The following is a 20,127-nucleotide window of genomic DNA, read 5'->3' as shown; positions in this document are numbered from 1 at the left end:
GAAGTCACACGCTGCTGTTGCAGGAGGAGTCGCAGGTCGGGTCACAGCCGTCGTCGGTGGTGCACGGGGTGTCGTCGCCGTTGGCGGGATCCGTCGTCACGCTCACGTCGAGGTCGAACGGGTCCCGGTGTGACGCGGTGGTGTTGGGCATGGTCTTGTCTCCTTCTCCTCGGGGCAGTTGGAGGTACGGGTGGTACGACCGGTCACCCGGTGGGGATGCCGGAGTCGGGGTGGCTCGGTGAGACGACGGCCTCCACAGCGGTGTCGGGAACGGATGCCGGGACCAATGCCTGCGCCGACTGGTCGGTCAGGTCCTGGCGCACCGAGAGGCCCAGCAGGCCGAAGCCGGTCAGAACGGCCACCCACCACGTCGGAACGGCAGCACCCTCGCCGAAATCCTGTAATCGGTTACGACCGCGCTTGTCACGGGCGCCAGCGGTACGGATGCGGTGGTCGGTCACCATCACGGCCCCACCAGCGCAGGAGCGGCCTGGGCAGCTAGCTGTGGGATGAAGCCGTGCGACATCGCGAAGCGCGGTTCCCCCAGCGCCCGCCAGCACACGCGGCTTCCGGTGAAGGCCGTCCGCGCGTGCAGCCACCGCCGGTTGTCCAGCACGTACCCCTGCCCCGGTGCCATCGGCATGAGGAGTTGGTGGCGGGCGATCGCGGCGCGCAGGGTGGGCAGGTACGGCTGCACGATCGGGCTGAAGCGCGCCAGCCCGTCCAGCCGCAGCCGCACCGCGACCTGGTCGTCGTCGTAGATGGTGAAGACCTGACTGGGGTGGCCGTCCCCGGCGCCGAAGTAGGCGCTGCGGGGCTGGGCGAGCGCGGATGCCGCCGCGCGGGCGCCGGTGACCAGGTCGGCGTGCACGGCCCTGCCGTCCACGAGGACGCTGTCGCCGCCTGCGTGGGCCGCCTGGCCGCAGACCAACATCATCAGTCGGGGCGGGCTCGGCGACCCCGAGCGTTCGGTATGGGGTTCCAGCGGGCCGTTGCCGAATCCGGCGAACCCGGCCCGGTGCGTGTGGCGGCGGGTGTCGCGGATCGTGGTGATGCCGTCGGAGTCGGAGTCCCGGTGCGGGATGACGGTCATGATCTGAGCGGCCAGTGCGAGGGCATCGGTGCGCGAGTCGATGCCGGTCAGGGTGACCAGCCCGCGTTTGCGTACGCCGTCCGTGATGCGGTCGATGGCGCCGGGCCGAGAGGTATCGATGCGGTGGCCGCTGAACAGGCCATCGGTCTGCTGAGGAATGTGGCGCATCGCGGAGCTCCTTCTCACGACGGCGGACATGCATTCAGGGTGGTGAGCGGGAGGCCAGGGGGTAAAGCGACAGATTGTCGACTCGGGCAATCCGCGCACAGCGGTGGCGAGTTGAGCGCGGCGTGCTACGTTCCGAATGCCCGTGACCGGCCGCGAACTTGAAGGACTTCGATGGTCTACACGCCCCCCACCTGGCCCGTCTCCGTCAAAGGCGTCGTAGTGGACGCGCGCGACCGCGTACTGCTGCTGAAGAACGAGCGAGACGAGTGGGAGCTGCCCGGCGGGCGTCTGGAACCCGAGGACCCGAGTCCCGAGGTGACCGTCGAGCGGGAGATCAGCGAGGAGTCCGGATGGCCGGTCAAGGCCGGCCCGCTGCTGGACGTGTGGATCTACCAGCCGCTGCCGGAGACGAAGCCGGAACGCCGGGTCGTGATCATCACCTACGGCTGCGAGATGCTGGAACCCGGCCGCGAACCGGTCCTGAGCCACGAGCACAAGCAGATCGGCCTGTTCACCGTCGACGAGGTCCCCGACCTGCACATGCCCGACGGCTACAAGCAGTCCATCGCCGCCTGGTACCGGCACAAGAGGTAACCCGCAGTGAGCAGCGCCGAGTTGGCCAGGCGCCCCCAGGCCCAGCACGCCTTGTGGCACTGGGCGACGCCACAGGCCCAAGCGCTCCTCGCCACCGGCGACCTGGCCGCCATCCTGCGGTTCTACCGGACCGTGCACAGCATGAACCAGACGGAGCTCGGCGCCCTGCTCGGCTACGACAAGACGACCGTCTCGGCAATGGAACTGGGCAAACGCTCCCCCAAGGACACGAACTCGCGTCGCCACATCGCCGACTGCTTGCGCATCCCGCCATACATCCTCGGCGTCACCGACCCCGCCGACACCGATCATCGCGCCATGCTCCAGTTCGGCCAGTCCACGGTCCGCCTGGCGGAGATCGCCCGCCAGTCCGGGCAAGCCTCCGAGGCCGTCGCCGAGCTGTGGCCCCTGGTCGCACGGCTGGAAGCCCGCGTTGAGGACGGGCACGCCGAACGCGACGTACTGCACCTGCTCGCCCGCGCCCGCGTCGGCCTCGGCGTCGCCCTGGGCAACGTCCTTCCGGAAGAGCGCCTGCCCACCGCCGCCCGCTGGACCGCCAAGAGCCTGACCGTCGCCCGCTACTTCGACGACCCCACGTTCACCTCCCACGTGCTGCGCATGCACGGGAACGAGCTCCGCAAGGCCCGCCTGACCGGCGCCGCCGTCGACCGCCTTCAGCAGGCCGTTTCCCTCGCCCCCGACGACACCGCCCGCGCCGCAGCCCTGCCCCTGCTCGCCCGCGCCGCCGGAGCCCTCCACCACGGACCCCTCTTCGACACCGTCGTACGCGAGGCCGACAGGCTCCTGGACCAAGCGCAGCACACATCGCTGTTCAACCCCTACGCCCTGCACGAGATCCGGCTGCGCGGTCTCATCGCGACCGGCCGTGCCCAGGCCGCCATACAGCTCGTCGACAACGCCCCCGACGCCACCGGCACGGGAGCCCAATGGCGAGTGATCGCCGACATCACCGGCGCCCGCGTCCGGCTCATCGGCAAGGACCGCGCCGGGGCCAGCGAAGCCCTCATCGCCGCGCTCGGCGAGGCCGTCCGACAGCGCCTGCCGCACCAGTTGCAGCGCATCATCCGGGCTGCGTCCGACCAGCTGCCCGATGTGCGCGCCACGGCGGCGGGGGCCCTGGAACGCATGCGGCAGGAGATGGCGGCCTGAGCTGGGTCCGATTCCGGGCACGGCCCTCACCGAGGTGCGAGCGGGCTCCGCCGCCGGTATTTCCATCAGGGGTTGCTTACCGGTCACAGGAGGTCTCCTTCTCGGGATCGGCCAGGGGGACGGTCGTACCGATCAGCTCCGGCTCGTCCGCGACAGCCAGCACCCGCCGCTCGATCAGCTCCACCGCGATGAGCAGCGAAAGGGCCACCAGTGCTCGGTAGGACAGCGGCAGCGGCATCAGGAGGCCGCCGAGGAGATCGAAGAGGCCATGTCCGACGACAAGCGGAAGCAGGCGTTGGTATCGCCGGTAGAGCCAGACGCGGCGCGCGGCGTAGAGCGCCATTCCGACGGCGGGCAGCCCGAAGTAGGCGTGCAGGAGGACCTCGACCACGCAGATCGCGGTGTAGATCTGCCAGGCGGGACGACGTGCAGCCGTCAGCAGAGCGGCGACGGCGGCCACGACGACAACATCCTCGATGGCCACAGTCCACACGACCATGGCGAGGAGATCACCGATGCCGCCGAGGCCGAGAGTGGAGAGCTGACCGCCCTCCATGACCGGCAGGGCGTCAACGTCGAGGCGGAGCAGGATCTGCAGAAGCACGAACGTCAGGGCCGCGCCCATCGCGCAAGCGCCGAGTACGGACTCTGTGATCCACCACGTTTCCAGCCGCCGTTGCCGCCTGTCCCCCGAGCCGGATGGGCGCTCCAGCACGATTCTGTTGGAGCGGGACACCTCTATCGCGAGCCACGCCACCGAGCAGCCGAAGACGGCCTGTCCTAGCCTTCCGGCGCTGAACGCAGGCGCCGCCATACAGAGCGAGAGCGCTCCGCAGCCGACTGCCGCGCCGCGTTGCAGCAGGCGTTGCCCCGGGGAGACCTTGCCGAAGGAGAGGGTGGTGCGGCCTATCACCACCCAGGGGAGCCAGATGAACAAGGCAGTGGCGGCACCGAGTTGGAGCAGGACGAGGTAATGGCCGGTGCGTGGCGGCCAGTGCACTCCGTACATGGATCCGACATGCACAGCGACACCAGCCAGTGAGCCACCTGTGGCGAGCAGGAGTAGGCCACCGGTTTGGAGGAGCAGGCAGCGCGCACCCGTGACTTTCGGCGGCACGGCCGTCATGCCGGATTCGAGCGACTTCGTCACGCCGTCACCATCGCGGTGGGACTCGGCCGGTGCGGGGCGATGATCTGGCCGTCCGGCAGCAGCTCGCCGGTGTCCTCGAACAACAGGACGCCGTTGCATAACAGGCTCCAGCCCTGCTCGGGGTGGAGGGCCACAGCCGCAGCGGCCTCTCTGCCCGCCGCCGCGGCGGTCGGACACTTGATCTGGTGCTGGCACATGGGTTCTCGCAGCTCTCGATCGTCGCTATCTGGTCATTGGCTCTTCCCGGCCCTCGCAGGGCTCTGGGGAACGGTCTCGGTCGGGCCGGGAAGGGCTTCGTGATCTGTGGTCCCTACGCGTGAGCAGGGCCCAGAACTCGCCGGTTCTCCACTGGCCCGATCTTCGGAGTGCAGGGGTGACTGGACACTGCTCACACGGATGAGCAGTGGGATCGGGAGTCCTCAACCTCGATGTCTCGCCGGGTGGGACTCGTGTTCAGCGCCACTTCGCCGGTCATCGGCGACCGTGGCCGAAGGGATCGGTGGGTATCGAAATCCGTACGCGCGGCCGGTGACCGCTCCCAGCCGGGAGCCCGGCGAGGAGACGAACGCACCGGTCTTTTGCTGCCACTCGGCGAACAGCCTCTTGTCCGCGTCCGACATGGCGACCATGCCGATCGAGGGGGCGACGATGCCGACCGCGGCTCCTGCCTCTGCCTGGGCCAGCGCTTTCATCCATTGCTCACGCTCGGCGCAAGGAACGGCCACGTAGGCGCGATCCACAAAGACCGCGACTTCTTCCCAGCCCTGCTCCTTCACGTACGCCCGGGTCGCGTGCAGGGCGTCATCGAGGTCTACGTTCCCGCTGGGTGCGATGCAGGCGTACACCACCACCTTGGTCGCCGCCGGAGATGAGGCCGGGGGCACATCCACCAGGCGAATCATGCCGCTCCGCCTCCTGGTGATGGCGCTTGAAGGGTGCACCACGTTTCCCGGCCGCCCCGTCGAATTCCCCAAGCACCGTCGTGTTCGTCGGCTATCCACGCCACGAGGAGAAGCCCACGGCCGTTCTCAGAGGTGGGGTTCGGATTCTGTTCCTTCGGGCGTTCGGAAGAACCGTCTCGAACGGTGATCTCTACCGTGCCTCGCGACCACAGAAGGGTGAAGGTCACTGGTCCTTCGCCGTGTTCGAGGGCGTTGGTCACCAGCTCACTCACGATGAGCCGGACCGGCTCCACGAGTTCCGCGAGGGCACAGTAGTGAAGACGGGCAGCCGCCAGGCGCCTCATCTGTTCCACTCGTCGTGCGTCGCTCTTCGAAAGAGGAGCGCCCGGCGGCCGCTTATCCACCTCGAAGGACACCGACATGAGGTCGTATGCCGTCTGACTCTGGGATACGGGTCTGGCCACCGTCATCACGGGCATCTCGGCTCGCCGCCTTCTGCCCACAAGCCGACGATCGAGTCCAACAACGCCGTCCGCCGTCGAACACGTACCTCTAGTCGGACGCAAGGAGCCCGTCTCACGCACAACGAACTGGCCGGAGCGGAGCCGGCCGACGCGTCGATCAGCGTAAGCCGCCGTACGCGTTCGCTAGGCGAGTGCCGCGGAGAGGTCATGTCTCCTCCCCGTCGTACACCACGGGGAGGAGGCGCCCGATCTGCGCGTGCAACTCCGCTGCTTCGTCTGCCGTGACGACGAGAGGAAGGTCAGCCACGCGATCCCCGCCTCGGTGGAGCACGAGGGGAATGGCCAGGCGTCCGGCGTGAGTACGCCGGACCTCTTCACCAACCACCCGCGCCACCCGATACTCGGGGGTTTTGGCGGTACTCCCTAAGTGATGCGTCGTCATAGACAAGGACGCTAGGGCGAGTTGGGCGGCACCTCCCTGAGGGAAAATCAGGGGAGCTTCACGCTAAGGGGTCAGCCGATCACTATGCGGCCATGCCGATGTGCTGCGCGACGGCGCGCACGTCGTCGCGCCATGTCGGCTTCTCCCGCTTCATGAGATCGGTGACGGCCTCTCGTACCAGTGGAGAGAAGACGACTTCCTCAGGCGACTGGGCCGTGATCTTCTTGAGCATGTACACCGTTGCGTAGTCGTCGCGTTGGATGCGGTTGCAGTTCATGACCTCGATCAAGTACCGCGTGCGGCGCTCCAGTGGGAGGACCTCCAAGGCCAGCGATTCCGGCATCTCGACGTTGTCCGTCAGCCGCAGCGCCTCGGTCGCGTCGCCTTCCTCGGCGGCCAGGTGAACGCCGTGCATCGCGACGTTCGTCGGGCCGAAGCATGCGTGCCAGTCGTTCCGATCGAGTCCGATCCGACCCGAGATGCGCTCCGCCTCCCGGTAGAGGTCCCAGGCCACAGTCTTTTGGTTCGCGCGCACTGCGGCCACCGCGGCCTGGAGGTGTAAGGCTCCATATGCAGACAGATGCTCGGCATCCGCGTCATCGCCGGGCCTACAGCTCGCGATCGTCTGCCTCGCGAGTTCCACGCTGTCCTTTACGTCACCAGCCGATGTGAGCACGCACGACAGGTTCCACGATGCCGCGGCGAGAAGTGCCGGATCGCTGGCGCGGTCCGCAAGCGCCAGCCCTCGGTCAGCCGCAATACGAGCGAGCGTCGGCTCCCTGACGCGGCGAAGCCAGATCTGGAACAGCCCGTACAGGCTGATGAGCTGCCGAAGCGTCGAACTCTCCACGTCCGAGCCGTTGGCGTCACGCAATGCCGCATGCCCTGCACGAAGCAGCCCCGGAAGACGCCGTCCTACATCCACGTACCGCTTCTTCGTCTGAGTCTCGTACACCGTCCAGGCATCAGTGACGGACGCCGCGAAGTCGTCAGCACTCACGACACCGACGTTCTTCGGCAGCAGGGACGACGGTAGCGAGAGCGCTTGGCGAATCTCCGGCACATGAGGGTGCTCGGTATTGGGCCCTGTCACGGAGCCGTGTACGTAGCCTCCGGACAGGTCCTTCAAGTCTTCGGCGTGGAGGACCTGCGCGAGCTTGATGAGTACGGAGATACGGTCGATGGGGAGTTGATCATGCTCAACCTTGTACGCCCAGTTCTCGCCGCGACCGACGAGTTCCGCCATCGCCTTCTGGGACAGGCCGCATTGTTCTCGGTAGAAGCGGATGCGCTGACCGAGGGTGAACTCCCTGGCTTGCCCCATGACTTGGCCTCTCTCTGCGCGCGAGCAAGGTGCCCCGTCAGAGCGTATGCCCGGTCAGCTCCAGCAACGCGTGATACTGGAGACCTCCTCCCACGGGAGGGCGCCCATGGTCCCCTGCCACACCGGTCGGGGACTCCCGTACGCGCACGTCACGCGAGGAGATGCGTTGTCCTATCGCGGATTGATCCTTGACTTCGGCGGTGTCCTCACCACCCGGATGCGCCTCAATGGCGAAGCCTTCGAGAGGTCGGAGGGGCTCACGCCGGGGGCCTACTTCCACGCCCTCGGAGAGCACCCCGATGGGGTACGCGTGTACGCCGACCTTGAAGTGGGCAGGGCGACACAGGAGGAGTGGAACCACGTCATCGGAGGGATTCTCGGCGTCGACCCGACCGATCTGATGCGACGAGCCTTGGCCAACCTCCGTCCGGAGCCCGCGATAGTCGCCGCCGCCGAGCGCGCCCGATCTGCGGGGATCAAGGTGGCCATGTTGTCGAACAGCTTCGGCCTTGAACCCTTCAACCCCTACAAGGAACCGGGGATGTACCAAGGATTCGACGCCGTGGTGCTCTCTGAAGTCGAGCGCGTCCGCAAGCCTTCTACGGCCATCTACCAACGAACCCTGGATGCCCTCGACCTGACCGGTCCCGAGTGCGTCTTCGTGGACGACCACGCGAAGAATCTGCCGCCCGCGGAAGCCCTGGGAATCACCACCATCCACCACACCGACGCCGCGGTCACTGCGGCTCGGCTCGATGAGTTGCTGTTCCAGCCGGCGACGCGGACGGCCACTCAGTGAGCGGAACCTAGCGAGGCGGGTGGGTAGTGACTAGCAGCTCGAACGGAGCTGCTGTGGGCGGACGGTTGAAATTCCCCGGTGGTGGACACGGGGCGGGCCGTCACGCAGGGTCGTACGCGGCACTCAGCGCAATCCGAACCGAGACCGTCGGAGCTGGCTGAGCACCGGCGCCCTGCTACGAGCAGGAGACGAGGCCGGGAAGAGGGATAACGGCATGGCCCAGCGGGTAAAGGGGAGGTCGTCAGGGCAAAGTGCACGCCGGGGGCGGCGATGGACGCAGGTGACTGGATCTCCTTGGGCGGTGGAGTCGTCGCTGGTGCAGCCGCCGGAATCGCCATCTGGCAGGCCATGCTGGCGAAACGGTCTGCTGCCTCCGCCGGCAGGCAAGCGGTCGCTGCAGAGCAGCAGGTGGCCATCATGGCCCTGCAGCTCGCACACCAAGTTGAGGACCGCGATGATGCAGCCGGTCCTCGGTTTGAGGTTCTGGCTGCCGCCCTCACAGATGACCGAGATCGCCGCGACGTCATTGACATCTTGGTGGCGCAGACGCTCGGAGGTGAACTCGCCTCCGTGAGCGTAAGCGCGCGCCGATCAGACAATGTCGCTGTCCTGCTCAACCCTGACAGCTCGGGGCCCGTGAGGTGGGGCGTCACAGCTCCTGGGTCCACCTACAAGCTTCGGGTGTTGCTGACCCACAACTACGTCACTCCGGTGAACGTCGTGCTGGACTTCGATTGCACGGAAGCCAATGGAGAGCGCACTTGGCGGCGCACCCTGACTGCGACGCCCAAGGCATTTAAGAGCTCGTGGCGATTGGGCTTCACCTTCAAGTGACCGACCCGCGACCAGCACACAGAGCCCTCTCCAGGTCAGCCGTGCAGAACTCTCACAAAGCGAGCGAGCCGACGGGCATCACCGAGCGTGACAATTGCGACGTCAAGGGCTGCTGTCCGCCATGAAGCTGCAACCGCCACCGCACCCTGCCCGAGCTGCACCACTTCAGCCGTCAACTGGGAGCCCTCGCGTGAGTGATCAGCCAGACCAGCAGCAGACCAAGAAGCCCTTCCTGTACGTCGTCGTATGCGCCTGCGGCATCGCCAGGGACGTCGGCAAGCTGATCACGGCAGCCCAAGAGGCGAACTGGGATGTCGGCGTCGTCGCCACCCCGCAGGGCCTCGGTTTCATCGACGCCGAGGCGGTTGAGGCGCAGACCGGCTACCCGATCCGCTCGGCCTGGCGACTGCCCGGCGACCCGCGTCCGCTGCCGCCCGCAGACGCCATCGCGGTGGCCCCGGCCACCTTCAACACGATCAACAAGTGGGCGGCGGGGATCTCCGACACCTTGGCGTTGGGCATCCTGTGCGAGGCGTACGGGATGGGTATCCCGATCGCCGCCTTCCCGTACGTGAACGCGGCCCAGGCCGCCCATCCCGCGTACGCACGCAGCCTCGACGTATTGCACGAGATGGGCGTCCTGATCGGCTCGTACGAGCCCCACGAGCCGAAGGCGGACGGCGGGGCCGAGCGCTACCGCTGGGAGGAGGCGCTGGAGCTGCTCACCCCGGAGCTGTCCGCGGCGGACTGATCAGCGTCGCCGTGCTGACGGTGGTTGCGCTGGTGGAGCGGCCACTGCCCCGGGGGCCGGGGTGCCGGTGCGTTGCGCGGTGCTGCGGGCATTGGCTGCCTGGGCACGAGGACTGGGCACGTGGCGTTCGCCGAGGCGGCGGACGCGCCAGGTCAGCGCGCGGGCGGGGTTGTTCGCGTCGTCCAGGGTGCGCTGGCCGAGCGCCTGGTCGAGGACGGCGGTCCCGTTGTGTCCGGCTGCCTCCGCCGCGGTGAGCACGGCGGCGAGTGCGTCCCAGGCGGCGTCGTTGAGGATGCGCTCGGCGTACTCGGGAGCCACCTGCTGGAGATGGCGGGCGAAGCGCTGCTTCATCTGGAGGCTGGGGGTGCGTTGCGCGAGTCCTGCCAGGACCGGTTCGGCGACCTGCGCGTAGGCGATCTGCAGGTGGACGAGGGCATGCTCGGCTGCCGCTTCCTGCTGGGCGTGCTGATGGGTGCGGTGCCAGTGCATCGCGTAGGCCACGGCGGTGAGCACGGTGTCCAGGAGCATCGCGAGCCCGGACCCGTCGCCGTCCGAAGGATGGTCACGCCAGATCGCTTGGACGCTGCGGCGTAGGACGCGCGTGCTGTCGAGGTCGGCCGCGATGCGGGAGCGGGTGGCGCGCTCGAAGGCGGCGGCGGCCTGTTCCAGTTCGGCCTTCACCGCGGCCGGAGCGGTGATCGGCAGCACGTCCAGCGTCGCGCCGAGCGCGACTAGTTGCCCCTGGGCGGTGTGGTCGTCGCCGCGGGTGAGGTGGTGGGGGATGCGGTCGGTGGCGGCGGTGGCCTGGTGCCACGGGTCACCTGGCCGGGCAGCGGCTGGTTCGGGGCTGGTGGTGGCGAGGCTCTTGCGGATCTTGGGCAGGGACAGGTCGGGGGCGAGGGTGGAGCCCGCGTAGAACACCGGCTCGCCCTTGTCGTTGGTGTCGCTGGGCAGGGCGAAGTTGCAGCCGAGCGCGTCGCCGGAGGGGCCGAGCTTGAGACGCACGGTCACCCCCGTCGCTTCCAGCAGGGCGAAGAACTCGGCCTCCTCGGATGCCGCAGCGACGGCCCGGCGAACCCGCAGGCGTAGGACATCGCGGGTGGCGGCGTCCTGGCCCAGGCGTTTGGCCTTGAAGTGCTCCTTGCTGGTGGGGCGCTTGGCGCCGGTCCCGTCACCTGGCTTCAACCGTCGTAGCCCGTAGTCGACTTCGATCTTGCGGGCTTCGCGCTGGACGGCGCGCTGGTCGTAGCCGCGCTCGGGTCGGCGGCCGTCCTGGCGTACGAGTGTGGCGGCGATATGGATGTGGTCGTCGGCGTGGCGGACAGCCACCCAGCGGCAGGCTTCCTCGTCCCCGGTCGGGGCGATGCCGGCGGCGGCCACGATGCGGCGGGCGATGTCGTCCCACTGGGCGTCGGTGAGGATCGGATCCTCGGGTGCCGCACGGACGGGGCAGTGCCACACGGTGTCCTTGGGGGCCTTGTCGCCCAGCATCTTCACGGGCTGGTCGAGCTGCGCGACGAGCTGGGCCATCGCGTCCTTCGGATCGCGGTGGGTGCTGCGGCCGGGGTCGGGAGCGAAGCCGTTCCAGGAGGCCACGAGGTGCGGGTCGGTGTGTTCGTTGGCGCGGCCCTTGCCGAAGAGGTAGCCGATCGTGCGGCGCGTGGCGTTCGGGCCCGAACTGAGGATGATCTTGGGTATCACCCGCTCACCGCCCCTCAGTGACCTGGGCGATGGCGGTGTCCAGCTTGGCGACGGTCGCCTCGACGCGGTCCAGGAGGCGTTGGACGGTGGCAGGGTGGGGCCAAGCGCCGTCCTTGTTGAGGTGGTGGGTGAGCTGGTTGAGGTTGTTGCCGATCTGGCCGAGCTTTCCGTTGGCGGCCATGAGCGCCTTGATCATGGAGCGGTAGTCGGCGACGGCCGCGGTGGGGTCGTCGGAGCGGGCGGCGGCGAGCGAGCACTCGGCGACGTAGCCGCCTGCTGCCATGCCGCTCAGGGCAGCGGCGCTCTTGACGAGGGTGAACTCGTCGTCGTTGTAGCGGGGGTGGACGCGGCGCTCGCGCAGCTGCTTGTCACGCAGACGGCGACGCGGCGCGGGCTGCTGCGGCACGCTCGACGACGGCTCGGCTCCCCCTTCCGCGGTCGGCCCCCCTGGGCCGGCCGACTCCGGTGCCGCCTCGGCGCCGGATGCCCCGGCCCCTTCCGGGGCGGGGGTCGGGTAAGGACTCCTTACCCGACAACTTGCTGCGCTGTTGAGGCCGATGGTCATCTCCTGCTGGTGGATGGGGAGTTCGTGGTGCTGGTCGTGCATGGGATGGATCTCCGAGGGGTGCTGGGGTGTCTGGGTGCATCGCTGCGGCGGCCCCCGTGTCCCCCCGTGCCTGGCTGCACGGGGGACACGGGGCGAGCTCGGAGGACCGGGCGACCGGTGTGGACGCAGGGGTCAGGCGGCGGTACTGGCGGAGACCGCATCGAGTTCCTGAGGCTGCTGAGAGGCGGCTGTGTCGAGCTCGGCCTGCAGGGTGTCCTTGAGCTTGTCCGCCTCCGCCCTGCCGATGGTCAAGTCCCTGCTACGGAAGGTGGCTTCGATGTGGCGGCGCGAGGCGCGGCCCTTGCGCCCCAATGGCGCGGTGCGCGCGAGGGCGAGCCGTTCGGGAGAGATCTCGCGGGGCTCGTGATCCTGCGGGTTGGCAGGGGGCTGAGGGGCTTCAGCCACGTCGGTGGTGCTGGAGGCCACGTTGGCAGAGTCCCGCGCCACATCGGCGTGGCTGTGGGAAGCGGGGTGGTGGTGGACGACGATGTAGAGGTGGACGGCGCCGGCCAGAGCGAGCGGGGCGATGGCGGACAAGGCGCCGACGGTGACGTTGTCGAGGCGGAGGCCATCACCTTGGCGGGCTTGCTCGTTGAGGCGGACGGCGTGTACGGCGTTGGCCCAGATGCTCGTCATCGTGGCCGCACCGACGAGCAGCCACACGTACAGGCGGGAGTACCAGGGTGCGGTGCGCAGCATGAGCAGGGCGCCGACACCGACGGCGATGAACCCGTCGATCACGAGCGGGAAGGCGAAGGTGAGCAGTCCGCGGATGTGGATGGCGACTCCCATCTGGCGCAGTGCGTCGTAGGAGAGGGCGAAGGCGAATACGGCGAGCAGGGCGATGCCGAGGCGGATCAGGTCGGTGCCGCGTATGACGGCGATGCGTGCGAACAAGCGGGGTGCTCCAGGTGGCTTGGGGTGGCGGCTGCGGCACAGGGGGAGGGCAGGGCGTGGCCGCCGTGAGGTGTGATGTCTCGTACCACTCGTCGCGTGCCTGGTCAGAGCAGGTACGAGTGGCGTGGTGATGTCGAGACGACTCGTTGCAGGTCATTCACTCGTCCCCGCGCTGACCTGCGCGGGGACGAGTGATGCGAGTGGAGTCGAGTCAGGCTGCGGTGCCGGGCAGCGGCTCGTCCGCCGACTGTGCGGGCTCGGCCGTCGGCTTGGGCTCGGGGCAGTAGCGGGCCCAGGTGTCGAGGAATTGGTTGCGCGCGAAGCCCTTGGCCTGGGTGCCGTCGGGGAAGCGGCGGTTGGCCGAGCTGATGCCGTACGGCTTCAGCAGCAGCTGCAGGCCGCGCGGGGTCAGGCCGTTGGCGCCGTACTCCGCCCACGGCGCCTCCTTGTCCGCGTTGAGTGACTCCAGCAGGTGCTTCGTGCTCAGCACGGCCGGATCGCCGACGGCGGCGAAGGCGCGGCGGATGCCAACTAGGAGGCGCGTGCGCAGGCCGCCTTCCTCGTCCTGGCCGGCCTCGTAGTTCGTCATGGTGCGGCAGGCGGTGCGGGCGAGCGCGGGCCAGTCGCCTCCGGCGAGGTCGGCGATGATGACCAGCGGTTCCCAGGTGTCCGCCGCACGGTCCTCGACCGGCATGGGCGGCTCCATCTCCAGGGCCTGCTCGTAGAGCGGCAGGAGCCAGGCGCGGAGACGGTCGCGGATCGCGTTCAGGGCAGGGGTGTCGCGCCCCGTGCGGAAGGACGCCACCTTCTCGCCTGACGCACGGCGTCGCATCCGGATGACCACCGCCCGGTCCATGATCGTGTCGGGCAGGTCGCCGATCCCGGCGAGGGCGGCCATGGCGAAGGTGGGGAACTCCTGCACCTGGTGCTCGGGCCCGGACACCCGCAGCGTCGGCCGGCCGCGCTGGTGCCCGGCGTTGATCAGGCCGCGGACCTCCTCGTTCTTCTCCGCGGCCTTGGTGGTGCTGAACATGGCGTCGGCCTCGTCGACCAGCAGGGTCGGCGGGTCGTCCCCGTCGATCGACCGGAAGATCGCCGCTGCAGTGGCGTTGACCGTGATCAGACGGTTGTGCACCGTCTCGGTCACCACATCCAGCAGCCGGGACTTACCGCACCGCTTCTCCGGAGCGACGATCGCAAGGCGCGGTGCGTGCTGCCAAGCGCGCTGCAGATGCGTGGCCGCGATCCACAACGCCGCCGCCGTGACGGCCTCCTCGCTCGGCATCGCCACGTACCGCTTGATCTGCGCCCGCAGGTCGTCCAGGATCTGCGCTCCCTCGGACAGCGGCGCCGCCACGGGGGCGTCGTCGAGGTCCTCGTCCGCGGGAGGCGCGGGGGAGTCGGCCGGTTGGCCGGGCACAGCAACTGGAGGCCACGAGGTGGCGGCGTCGTCGGGAAGGGATGGCGTCTTCGGCTGGGGATCGGTCATACTGGGCATCAGCTCCTCTGCTTGCGGGCCATATGGGACGGCAATCCCGGTCTCCGCAGGTTGATCGCTAGGGATGGCGGTTGAGAGGTTTGCGCTTGAGCCCCCGGCATCGCCGGGGGCTTCTTTCATGTCACCTGCGGACGTGCGGGGCTCCTGAGGTTGGCGGGGTGGGGGTGTCATCAGTATGCCACATGGATTGCAGATAGCAGAAGTGCTCTGCGTATCGCAGTGCACATGCTACTGTTATGGGGTCCTTGCGAATGGCAGGGCACTGATACGAACGGAAGGAGGTGGCCATGGCGGATGAAGACCCGCCGCAGGGCGTCCTGCTCAGCGGCGAGGGCAACGTCGCGGTGCGCATCAAGCTGGAACGCGAGGCGCGCGGCTGGAGCACCAACGCCCTGTCCGACCGCATGAACGAGGCCGGCTTCGAGATGAACCCGTCCGCGGTCTGGCGGATCGAAAACGGCAAGCGCCGCATCAACCTCGACGAGACCATCGGCTTCGCCGAGGTCTTCGGCCTCGACCTGCGCAACCTCGTCGGCCCTCCGCAGCTGGCAGCCAAGGCCCGCGCCATGGAGCTCATCGACGAGATCCTCGATGCGTTCCGCGCGACCCAGCGAGCCAGCATGGCCTTCACCGAGGCGCGCGACGCCCTCGACGCCTACCTCGCCGAGCACCCCGACATCCGCGAGGAAGCCGACGTCATGGTCTCCAACGCCATCGCGGAGGAGGCCAGTAAGACCATGCTGAAGATGCACAGCCCTCCGCCTGGTGGCGGCGACGCCGATCCCGCCGGCGAGGCATAGACCCCGGCTCCCAATCCCGTCCTGGGCCCGCAAACCCCCAGCACGGGCATCTCACCCTCATCCCTAGCGATCGACCGGCGGGTCGGTGTTGCCGCGCCCATGCCCGCCAGAAGAGGACCCACCCCTTGCGCCAACCCGCGATAACCCCTGCCTCCGCACCGACTCCGCATGCCGAGGCCGCGCTGCCACGTCTCTACGTCCCCGAGGAGGTCGCCGCCGTACTCGGCTGCTCCGCTTGGTGGGTCAAGGACCGCGCCCGCCGACGGCTCATCCCGTTCACCCGCGTCGGCCGCGCCTACCGCTTCTCGGACGAGCACCTTGCCGAGATCATCCGCATGCACGAAGAGCGTCCGGCCCAGACTCCGCAGCGCCCTGGCGTCGTCCCGGCACCGACCCGGAAGCCTCGCGCTCGGCAGCAGCCCGAGACGGCTGCCCCCACCGTCCGTCTCAAGGCCCGCCCGCCACGCCGGATGACCAAGTCCCTGTTCGGGACTGCTGCTTAACGCACCCCACACGGCAGAAGGGAGGGAAATCTGTGGGGTACGCAGAGAAGCGCGGCGGCTACTGGCGCGGCCGCTACAAGATCGAGGACGGCAAGTACGGAACCGTCGCCGATTCCGCGGGCGTCGTGGTCAAGTTCGCCACCAAGCGTGAAGCCAAGCAGGCCGCAGACGCGGAAGAGGTGACCGTTCGGCGTGGACAGTGGCGCGACCCGGGCCTCGGCCAGGAGACCTTCGGCGAGTACGCGAGCCGCTGGTACGCCGCCCAGGACCTGGCCGCCTCGACGATGCAGAACTACAAGCGCCACATCGAGGAGCACCTGCTCCCCGACTTCGAGGACAAGGCGCTCGCAGGCATCCTGTGCACGGACGTCGACGCCTGGGAGAAGAAGGAGCGGGCTTCGTACGCGGCTTCCAGCGTCAAGACCTGGCGCTCGACGCTCCACCTGATCTTCGAGGACGCGATCGACGAGGGTCTGCTCACGTCCAACCCGGCGGCCCGTCGGCGTGGGCGAGGCAAGCGCGCCGGACGTTCGCGTGACCGCGGCCCGGAGAAGGTCGTCACCGACGTGCTCGGCATCCTGCTCACCGCAGAGCGGGCCTCCTTGCTCTCCGGCCGCGACGACGAATTCGTCGCCACGGTACTCAAGGGCTACACCGGCAAGCGCTGGGGCGAAATCGTCGGCCTGGAAACGGAGTTCGTCCGGCCCAACGCCTTCCGCGTCGAGTGGCAGCTGTACGAGCTGGACACCGGCGAGCTGGTGCGCTGTCCGCCCAAGGACGACAGCTACCGCGACATCGACTCGACGGACTGGCTGTCGGCCCTGGTCTTCAACCACATCGCCCGTACGAAGCCGACACCCTGCCCCTGCCACGGAAGGACGTATGTCTTCCGCGGCCAGGGTGCGGCGCGCACCGGTGGCCACCAGGGCGCGAAGCTCGTCGACGTCGCCCGCCGCGCCGAAGTCTCCACGGGAACGGTCTCCAACGTCCTCAACCACCCCGACCGCGTCCGCGAGGACACCCGCGTACGCGTCGAACTCGCCATCGCAGAGCTCGGGTTCATGCGGGGAGGTGCCACATCAGAGCACGCGGCCCACTGGCGCCGAAACGGCTTCGCCACTTGGCTGTTCACCCCGGCGGTCTCTGGCTGGTACCCCAAGAAGGCTCCGCAGGAGGCCCGCCCGGTACCGATCCTCGGCGAGCCCTGGCCGGGCATCCCAGCCCGAGGCCGAGGGGCCGCCGCTCGGGCGGACGCCTGCTGGCTCCCGATAGCCAAGGGCCTCACGCCGCACGGGCTTCGGCACACCCACCGGACGATGATGGAGGACCTCGGCACCGAGAAGGTCCTCATGGATGAACGCATGGGCCACATCGACGGCTCGGTCTCCGCGCGCTACGCCCACGTCACACCCGGCATGCGCCAGCGCCTCATGCTCGGCCTGACCGAGCAATGGGAGGCGGCACTCGACGCGCGGCTGGCCATGAGCCGCCGGTCCCCGGTCGCCGTGCTCGACGCGTTGCTGCAGAAGAGGCTACTGGCGGCGGCCTAGCCAACTCGCAGGGCTGCCCGGCGGATTATCCAAGCCGGGCAGCTCTGGCTCCGCTCTGGGGCGCCGCCGGAAACTGCCATGACGATACCCAGGGGGCGCCCGTATCGTCATGACATGAGCGAGTCCTCCGAGAAGTCCAAGTTGAAGCGTCGGCATCACACTGTGCCGCGCTTGCTTCTGCGGCGCTTCGCTGACGGTCAGCGAATCATGCGCGTCCCCCTCGACGGAGGCGAGCGCCGCCTGGTTGGGATCGCCGACGTCACCGTTCAGCGCGACTTCTACTCGATGCTGGACGAGAACGGGCAACTCGACGACACCGTGGAGGACATGCTCGCCGAGCTGGAGGGGAAGGCGGCCAAGGTCATACGCGAGATCACTGACGGGGCGTGGCCGCTGCCGGTCGCAGAGCGCGCTGTCCTCGCCGAGTGGATGGCGGCGCAGTACGCGAGGATCCCCGCTGCTCGTAAGGCGCGCAACGAGATGGCTGACCATCTCGGCAAGGTCATGATTGCCATGGGCGGGAAGCCCGAGATCCGCAGGCGCCTCGAAGAGACCTCCACGGAACCCGTCTCGGATGAGCAGGTCGATGCGCTGTGGGACGAGCTGACGGACTTCGACGGCTACTACGCAGAGATGTCCGTCAACGAACACATGGCGTCGATGGGCCAGTCCATGAGGACGGCGTGCGAGGTGTTCATGGCCCGCTCCTGGGGTCTGATCAAGTTCGAACACCGCACGCTTCTCATCCCGGATCATCCAGTGACGCTGGTGCGTGCGGACGACGCGCCGAGGTTTCGCGGCGTCGGTATCGGCAATGCAGCCGGGATCCTCATGCCTATCGATCGGAGGGTTGCCATCATCATGGCGTCGCCGGGACATGATGACTTCATCGAACGGCCCAACACCAAGCTGGCCAAGGAGCTGAACCAGCGCTTCGCGGATAACGCGCGCAGGGAACTGTTCCACCATCCCGACGACAACCCTCTGGACGGGGTTGAACTGCCTCCGGTGCGGGACCGCGAGATGATGATCAGCCAGTCGCCGGAGGGCTTCCTGCTGTCTGATCGTCCTGCTCGCGGGTCCGGGTAGGTGGCGCTGACGGTGGCGTCGTCTGAGCCGTCAGACCTCAGGAGGAATCGCGATCGCGCAGCAGTGAGGCGCCGGATCTGATGCACATCGTGTGCGCCGCCCAGGAGAAGCTGACCCGCTGGGGGCCTTGCTCTGGGACGCCCGTGGCCGGGTCGACGAGCGCGTGCCCGGCGGCAGCCGTGACCGAGGTCGGCAGCGAAGTCGTGGGTGCAGGTGGGGGAGAGAAGTCACGTCGTGGCGCTGGCGGGGTCGGCAGCCTGTACGTGAGCGAAGGTCTCATGATCGGTCGAACGGTCGATCAGGGTGAGGTCAATGTCACCAGCGGTGAGGCGTGCCGTGAAGTAGCGGCCGCTGGCCGCCCGCGGGGTGTGTCCGGTCACGGTGAGCCGGCAGGCCCCTTCGTGCTGGGGACTGCGGTGTTGGTGCTCGACGCGAGGGGTGTTCTCGTACTGGAAGCGGACCTCGGCGACCGTTGAGCGCTCGGAAGACTCGATGGTTGCGTTGCTCGACCGTGAGGTGCTCTCGGCGGTGCGGAGCGTGGCGTGAAGACTCCAGAAGGTCTGCTCGATGGTCAAGTAGGCAACGATGGGGCCGCGATTGCCGCCAGTGGGGATCCGGCTTTCTGCGCTGGGCTGCAGCACCGCGCGCCAAGCGCCGGTAAGCCAGGGGCGGCCGGTGAGGCGGTGGATGAGCGGCCAACGCCAGGCCCACTTGTCGAAGACGACCACCCCATAGCCGATCACCGTGGGGATGTAGGCGAAGAGATAGCGCAGCTCGGACGGGTACAGGCCCAGCGCCAGCAGCACTGCGGCGTACAGCGTGGCGGTGATGCTGGCGCCGGTGCGTATGCCGGACCCGCCCATGGTCAGTCTCCGTACCCCAGGTAGTGCCAGGCGCCCTCGATCAGGTCGAGGGCATCCTTCTCGTTCCACTTCTGCCCTGGCCCGAACAGCTTCTTAACCTCGTTCGGCTCCACCATGAGCAGTGCCCTGATGAGGCTGTGCATGGCAGTGTCCAAGTAACTGAGGCTATTGCGGACCGCGTCGTCGAGGCTTCCGGCTTTCAGGACGTCGTCAGGCACGTTGTAGATGAGGCACTCTGAAAAGTACGACGGCAACGCTGCGATGACACCCTCATCGGCAAGGTTGTTCTCGACGTTCTTCAGGACCCGAACGACGATCTTGTACCGGTGGCCCGTGCGGACGTTCTTTGCACAGCCGTTGGCGAGCTGCTGCTCGGGCCAGTTGATGATCTGCTGGCCGTCGCGGGCATGGACGATGCTGCCGTCGATCCACCTGCAGTCGTGGAACTTGCGGTACTTGAAGCACGGGACCACGTCGATGCTGGGTCGGCTGCCCGCGACCTCCGGCACGTAGAAGGCGACGTTGTGGTCCGCGTCCACCGTGCCGAAGAACTCTGCGAGCGCTGCATGGGCGTGCTCGCGGAGGTGCTCCGGTGGCCACACTGCCAGAGGCGGTTCACGCAGGCCGAGCGGCGCATCCCAACTGGGAGAGCCGTTGATGTAGTACGGGTTGTTCACCTGGATCTTGGTGTCCACGTCGCTGTCCCCGCGGACGTTGGTGCTGTTGGGGTAGGAGCCTTTGGCGTCGACCTTCACGTCGAGGCCGCGAAACGGGCCGTACGCTGCAACTGCCGCACGCACCATGCGCTCGGCTCGCTCGAGTCGCTGCTGCTCCGTAGCGCTCGGCGGACTCTTCCACTTGCTGATCAATGCCAGGCGTTGATCGACAGTCAACTTCCGTGCCATGCCTGTCCTTTCACCTGCGCATG

Annotated in this window: 23 protein-coding genes; 9 read left to right on the top strand and 14 right to left on the bottom strand. The window is 68.1% G+C overall.

What is annotated here, in order from left to right; translation table 11 throughout:
* Nucleotides 1-4: 4 nt before the first annotated feature.
* From fxlA to CP970_RS19890, 3 genes are read right to left on the bottom strand one after another with little or no spacing between them, the layout of a single operon-like run.
* The gene (fxlA, locus tag CP970_RS19900) at nt 5-151 is read right to left on the bottom strand and encodes an FxLD family lanthipeptide (RefSeq protein ID WP_107098956.1); all 147 of its coding nucleotides are present in this window, start codon (nt 149-151) and stop codon (nt 5-7) included.
* Nucleotides 152-203: 52 nt separating this feature from the next.
* On the bottom strand, nt 204-464 hold the full coding sequence (locus CP970_RS19895; protein WP_157877723.1) for a hypothetical protein: 261 nt from the start codon (nt 462-464) through the stop codon (nt 204-206).
* Nucleotides 464-1,261: a TauD/TfdA family dioxygenase gene (locus tag CP970_RS19890; protein WP_055548700.1), complete on the bottom strand. Its 798-nt coding sequence runs from the start codon at nt 1,259-1,261 to the stop codon at nt 464-466. Before CP970_RS19890 ends, CP970_RS19895 begins: the two co-directional genes overlap by 1 nt.
* A gap of 171 nt (nt 1,262-1,432) precedes the next feature.
* On the opposite strand from CP970_RS19890, the gene CP970_RS19885 reads away from it, so the two are divergent.
* Both CP970_RS19885 and CP970_RS44255 read left to right on the top strand, forming a co-directional pair.
* Complete coding sequence (locus CP970_RS19885; RefSeq protein WP_055548698.1) at nt 1,433-1,855, top strand: NUDIX hydrolase; 423 nt, start codon at nt 1,433-1,435, stop codon at nt 1,853-1,855.
* Between the two features lie 6 nt (nt 1,856-1,861).
* Nucleotides 1,862-3,025 carry a helix-turn-helix domain-containing protein gene (locus tag CP970_RS44255; protein WP_191094932.1) on the top strand — a complete coding sequence of 388 codons (1,164 nt, stop codon included), beginning with the start codon at nt 1,862-1,864 and terminating at the stop codon, nt 3,023-3,025.
* A gap of 76 nt (nt 3,026-3,101) precedes the next feature.
* On the opposite strand, the gene CP970_RS19875 is transcribed toward CP970_RS44255, so the two are convergent.
* From CP970_RS19875 to CP970_RS19855, 5 genes are all read right to left on the bottom strand, one after another.
* Complete coding sequence (locus CP970_RS19875; RefSeq protein WP_150493637.1) at nt 3,102-4,175, bottom strand: hypothetical protein; 1,074 nt, start codon at nt 4,173-4,175, stop codon at nt 3,102-3,104.
* On the bottom strand, nt 4,172-4,372 hold the full coding sequence (locus tag CP970_RS19870; RefSeq protein WP_055548694.1) for a DUF5999 family protein: 201 nt from the start codon (nt 4,370-4,372) through the stop codon (nt 4,172-4,174). Before CP970_RS19870 ends, CP970_RS19875 begins: the two co-directional genes overlap by 4 nt.
* Nucleotides 4,373-4,594: 222 nt before the next feature.
* A complete protein-coding gene (locus CP970_RS19865) occupies nt 4,595-5,077 on the bottom strand; it encodes a hypothetical protein (RefSeq protein WP_055548692.1) in 483 nt (160 codons plus the stop codon).
* Nucleotides 5,074-5,499: an ATP-binding protein gene (locus CP970_RS45980; protein WP_224059264.1), complete on the bottom strand. Its 426-nt coding sequence runs from the start codon at nt 5,497-5,499 to the stop codon at nt 5,074-5,076. Before CP970_RS45980 ends, CP970_RS19865 begins: the two co-directional genes overlap by 4 nt.
* Nucleotides 5,500-6,065: 566 nt before the next feature.
* On the bottom strand, nt 6,066-7,307 hold the full coding sequence (locus CP970_RS19855; protein ID WP_055548688.1) for a helix-turn-helix domain-containing protein: 1,242 nt from the start codon (nt 7,305-7,307) through the stop codon (nt 6,066-6,068).
* A 181-nt stretch (nt 7,308-7,488) separates the two neighbouring features.
* Here CP970_RS19855 and CP970_RS19850 point away from each other — a divergent pair, with 181 nt between their 5' ends.
* From CP970_RS19850 to CP970_RS19840, 3 genes are all read left to right on the top strand, one after another.
* The gene (locus tag CP970_RS19850) at nt 7,489-8,106 is read left to right on the top strand and encodes an HAD-IA family hydrolase (protein ID WP_224058548.1); all 618 of its coding nucleotides are present in this window, start codon (nt 7,489-7,491) and stop codon (nt 8,104-8,106) included.
* Nucleotides 8,107-8,376: 270 nt separating this feature from the next.
* Nucleotides 8,377-8,940, top strand: coding sequence for a hypothetical protein (locus CP970_RS19845; protein ID WP_055548686.1), 564 nt, complete (start codon nt 8,377-8,379; stop codon nt 8,938-8,940).
* Between the two features lie 190 nt (nt 8,941-9,130).
* Nucleotides 9,131-9,691, top strand: a complete 561-nt coding sequence (locus CP970_RS19840) for a flavoprotein (protein WP_055548684.1) — start codon at nt 9,131-9,133, stop codon at nt 9,689-9,691.
* Here CP970_RS19840 and CP970_RS19835 read toward each other — a convergent pair whose 3' ends face one another.
* The 4 genes from CP970_RS19835 to CP970_RS19820 form a co-directional block, all read right to left on the bottom strand.
* Nucleotides 9,692-11,392, bottom strand: a complete 1,701-nt coding sequence (locus CP970_RS19835) for a hypothetical protein (protein ID WP_055548682.1) — start codon at nt 11,390-11,392, stop codon at nt 9,692-9,694. It abuts the gene before it with no gap.
* Between the two features lie 4 nt (nt 11,393-11,396).
* Nucleotides 11,397-11,999 (bottom strand): plasmid mobilization protein, encoded by a 603-nt coding sequence (locus CP970_RS19830; protein WP_317987158.1) that lies wholly within the window; start codon nt 11,997-11,999, stop codon nt 11,397-11,399.
* Nucleotides 12,000-12,131: 132 nt separating this feature from the next.
* Nucleotides 12,132-12,896: a DUF2637 domain-containing protein gene (locus tag CP970_RS19825; protein ID WP_055548678.1), complete on the bottom strand. Its 765-nt coding sequence runs from the start codon at nt 12,894-12,896 to the stop codon at nt 12,132-12,134.
* 211 nt (nt 12,897-13,107) lie between these two features.
* The gene (locus tag CP970_RS19820) at nt 13,108-14,385 is read right to left on the bottom strand and encodes a DUF3631 domain-containing protein (RefSeq protein ID WP_055548676.1); all 1,278 of its coding nucleotides are present in this window, start codon (nt 14,383-14,385) and stop codon (nt 13,108-13,110) included.
* A gap of 296 nt (nt 14,386-14,681) precedes the next feature.
* On the opposite strand from CP970_RS19820, the gene CP970_RS19815 reads away from it, so the two are divergent.
* The 4 genes from CP970_RS19815 (at nt 14,682) to CP970_RS19800 (ending at nt 18,336) form a co-directional block, all read left to right on the top strand.
* On the top strand, nt 14,682-15,194 hold the full coding sequence (locus CP970_RS19815; RefSeq protein ID WP_055548673.1) for a helix-turn-helix domain-containing protein: 513 nt from the start codon (nt 14,682-14,684) through the stop codon (nt 15,192-15,194).
* Between the two features lie 125 nt (nt 15,195-15,319).
* Nucleotides 15,320-15,697, top strand: coding sequence for a helix-turn-helix domain-containing protein (locus CP970_RS19810; protein WP_079043585.1), 378 nt, complete (start codon nt 15,320-15,322; stop codon nt 15,695-15,697).
* Between the two features lie 32 nt (nt 15,698-15,729).
* The gene (locus tag CP970_RS19805) at nt 15,730-17,247 is read left to right on the top strand and encodes a LacI family DNA-binding transcriptional regulator (protein WP_055548671.1); all 1,518 of its coding nucleotides are present in this window, start codon (nt 15,730-15,732) and stop codon (nt 17,245-17,247) included.
* A gap of 114 nt (nt 17,248-17,361) precedes the next feature.
* Nucleotides 17,362-18,336 carry a DUF4238 domain-containing protein gene (locus CP970_RS19800; RefSeq protein WP_055548669.1) on the top strand — a complete coding sequence of 325 codons (975 nt, stop codon included), beginning with the start codon at nt 17,362-17,364 and terminating at the stop codon, nt 18,334-18,336.
* 227 nt (nt 18,337-18,563) lie between these two features.
* Here the strand turns inward: CP970_RS19800 and CP970_RS19795 are convergent, their stop codons facing one another.
* Nucleotides 18,564-19,199: a Cap15 family cyclic dinucleotide receptor domain-containing protein gene (locus tag CP970_RS19795; protein WP_055548667.1), complete on the bottom strand. Its 636-nt coding sequence runs from the start codon at nt 19,197-19,199 to the stop codon at nt 18,564-18,566.
* Between the two features lie 2 nt (nt 19,200-19,201).
* Nucleotides 19,202-20,104: a nucleotidyltransferase family protein gene (locus tag CP970_RS19790; RefSeq protein WP_150493635.1), complete on the bottom strand. Its 903-nt coding sequence runs from the start codon at nt 20,102-20,104 to the stop codon at nt 19,202-19,204.
* Between the last annotated feature and the right edge of the window lie 23 nt (nt 20,105-20,127).

The sequence above is a fragment of the Streptomyces kanamyceticus genome, assembly GCF_008704495.1.
In the GTDB taxonomy this organism is placed as follows: Bacteria; Actinomycetota; Actinomycetes; order Streptomycetales; family Streptomycetaceae; genus Streptomyces; species Streptomyces kanamyceticus.
The sequence above is the reverse complement of the archived record's forward strand: the minus strand, read 5'-3'. Positions and strand labels throughout refer to the sequence as shown.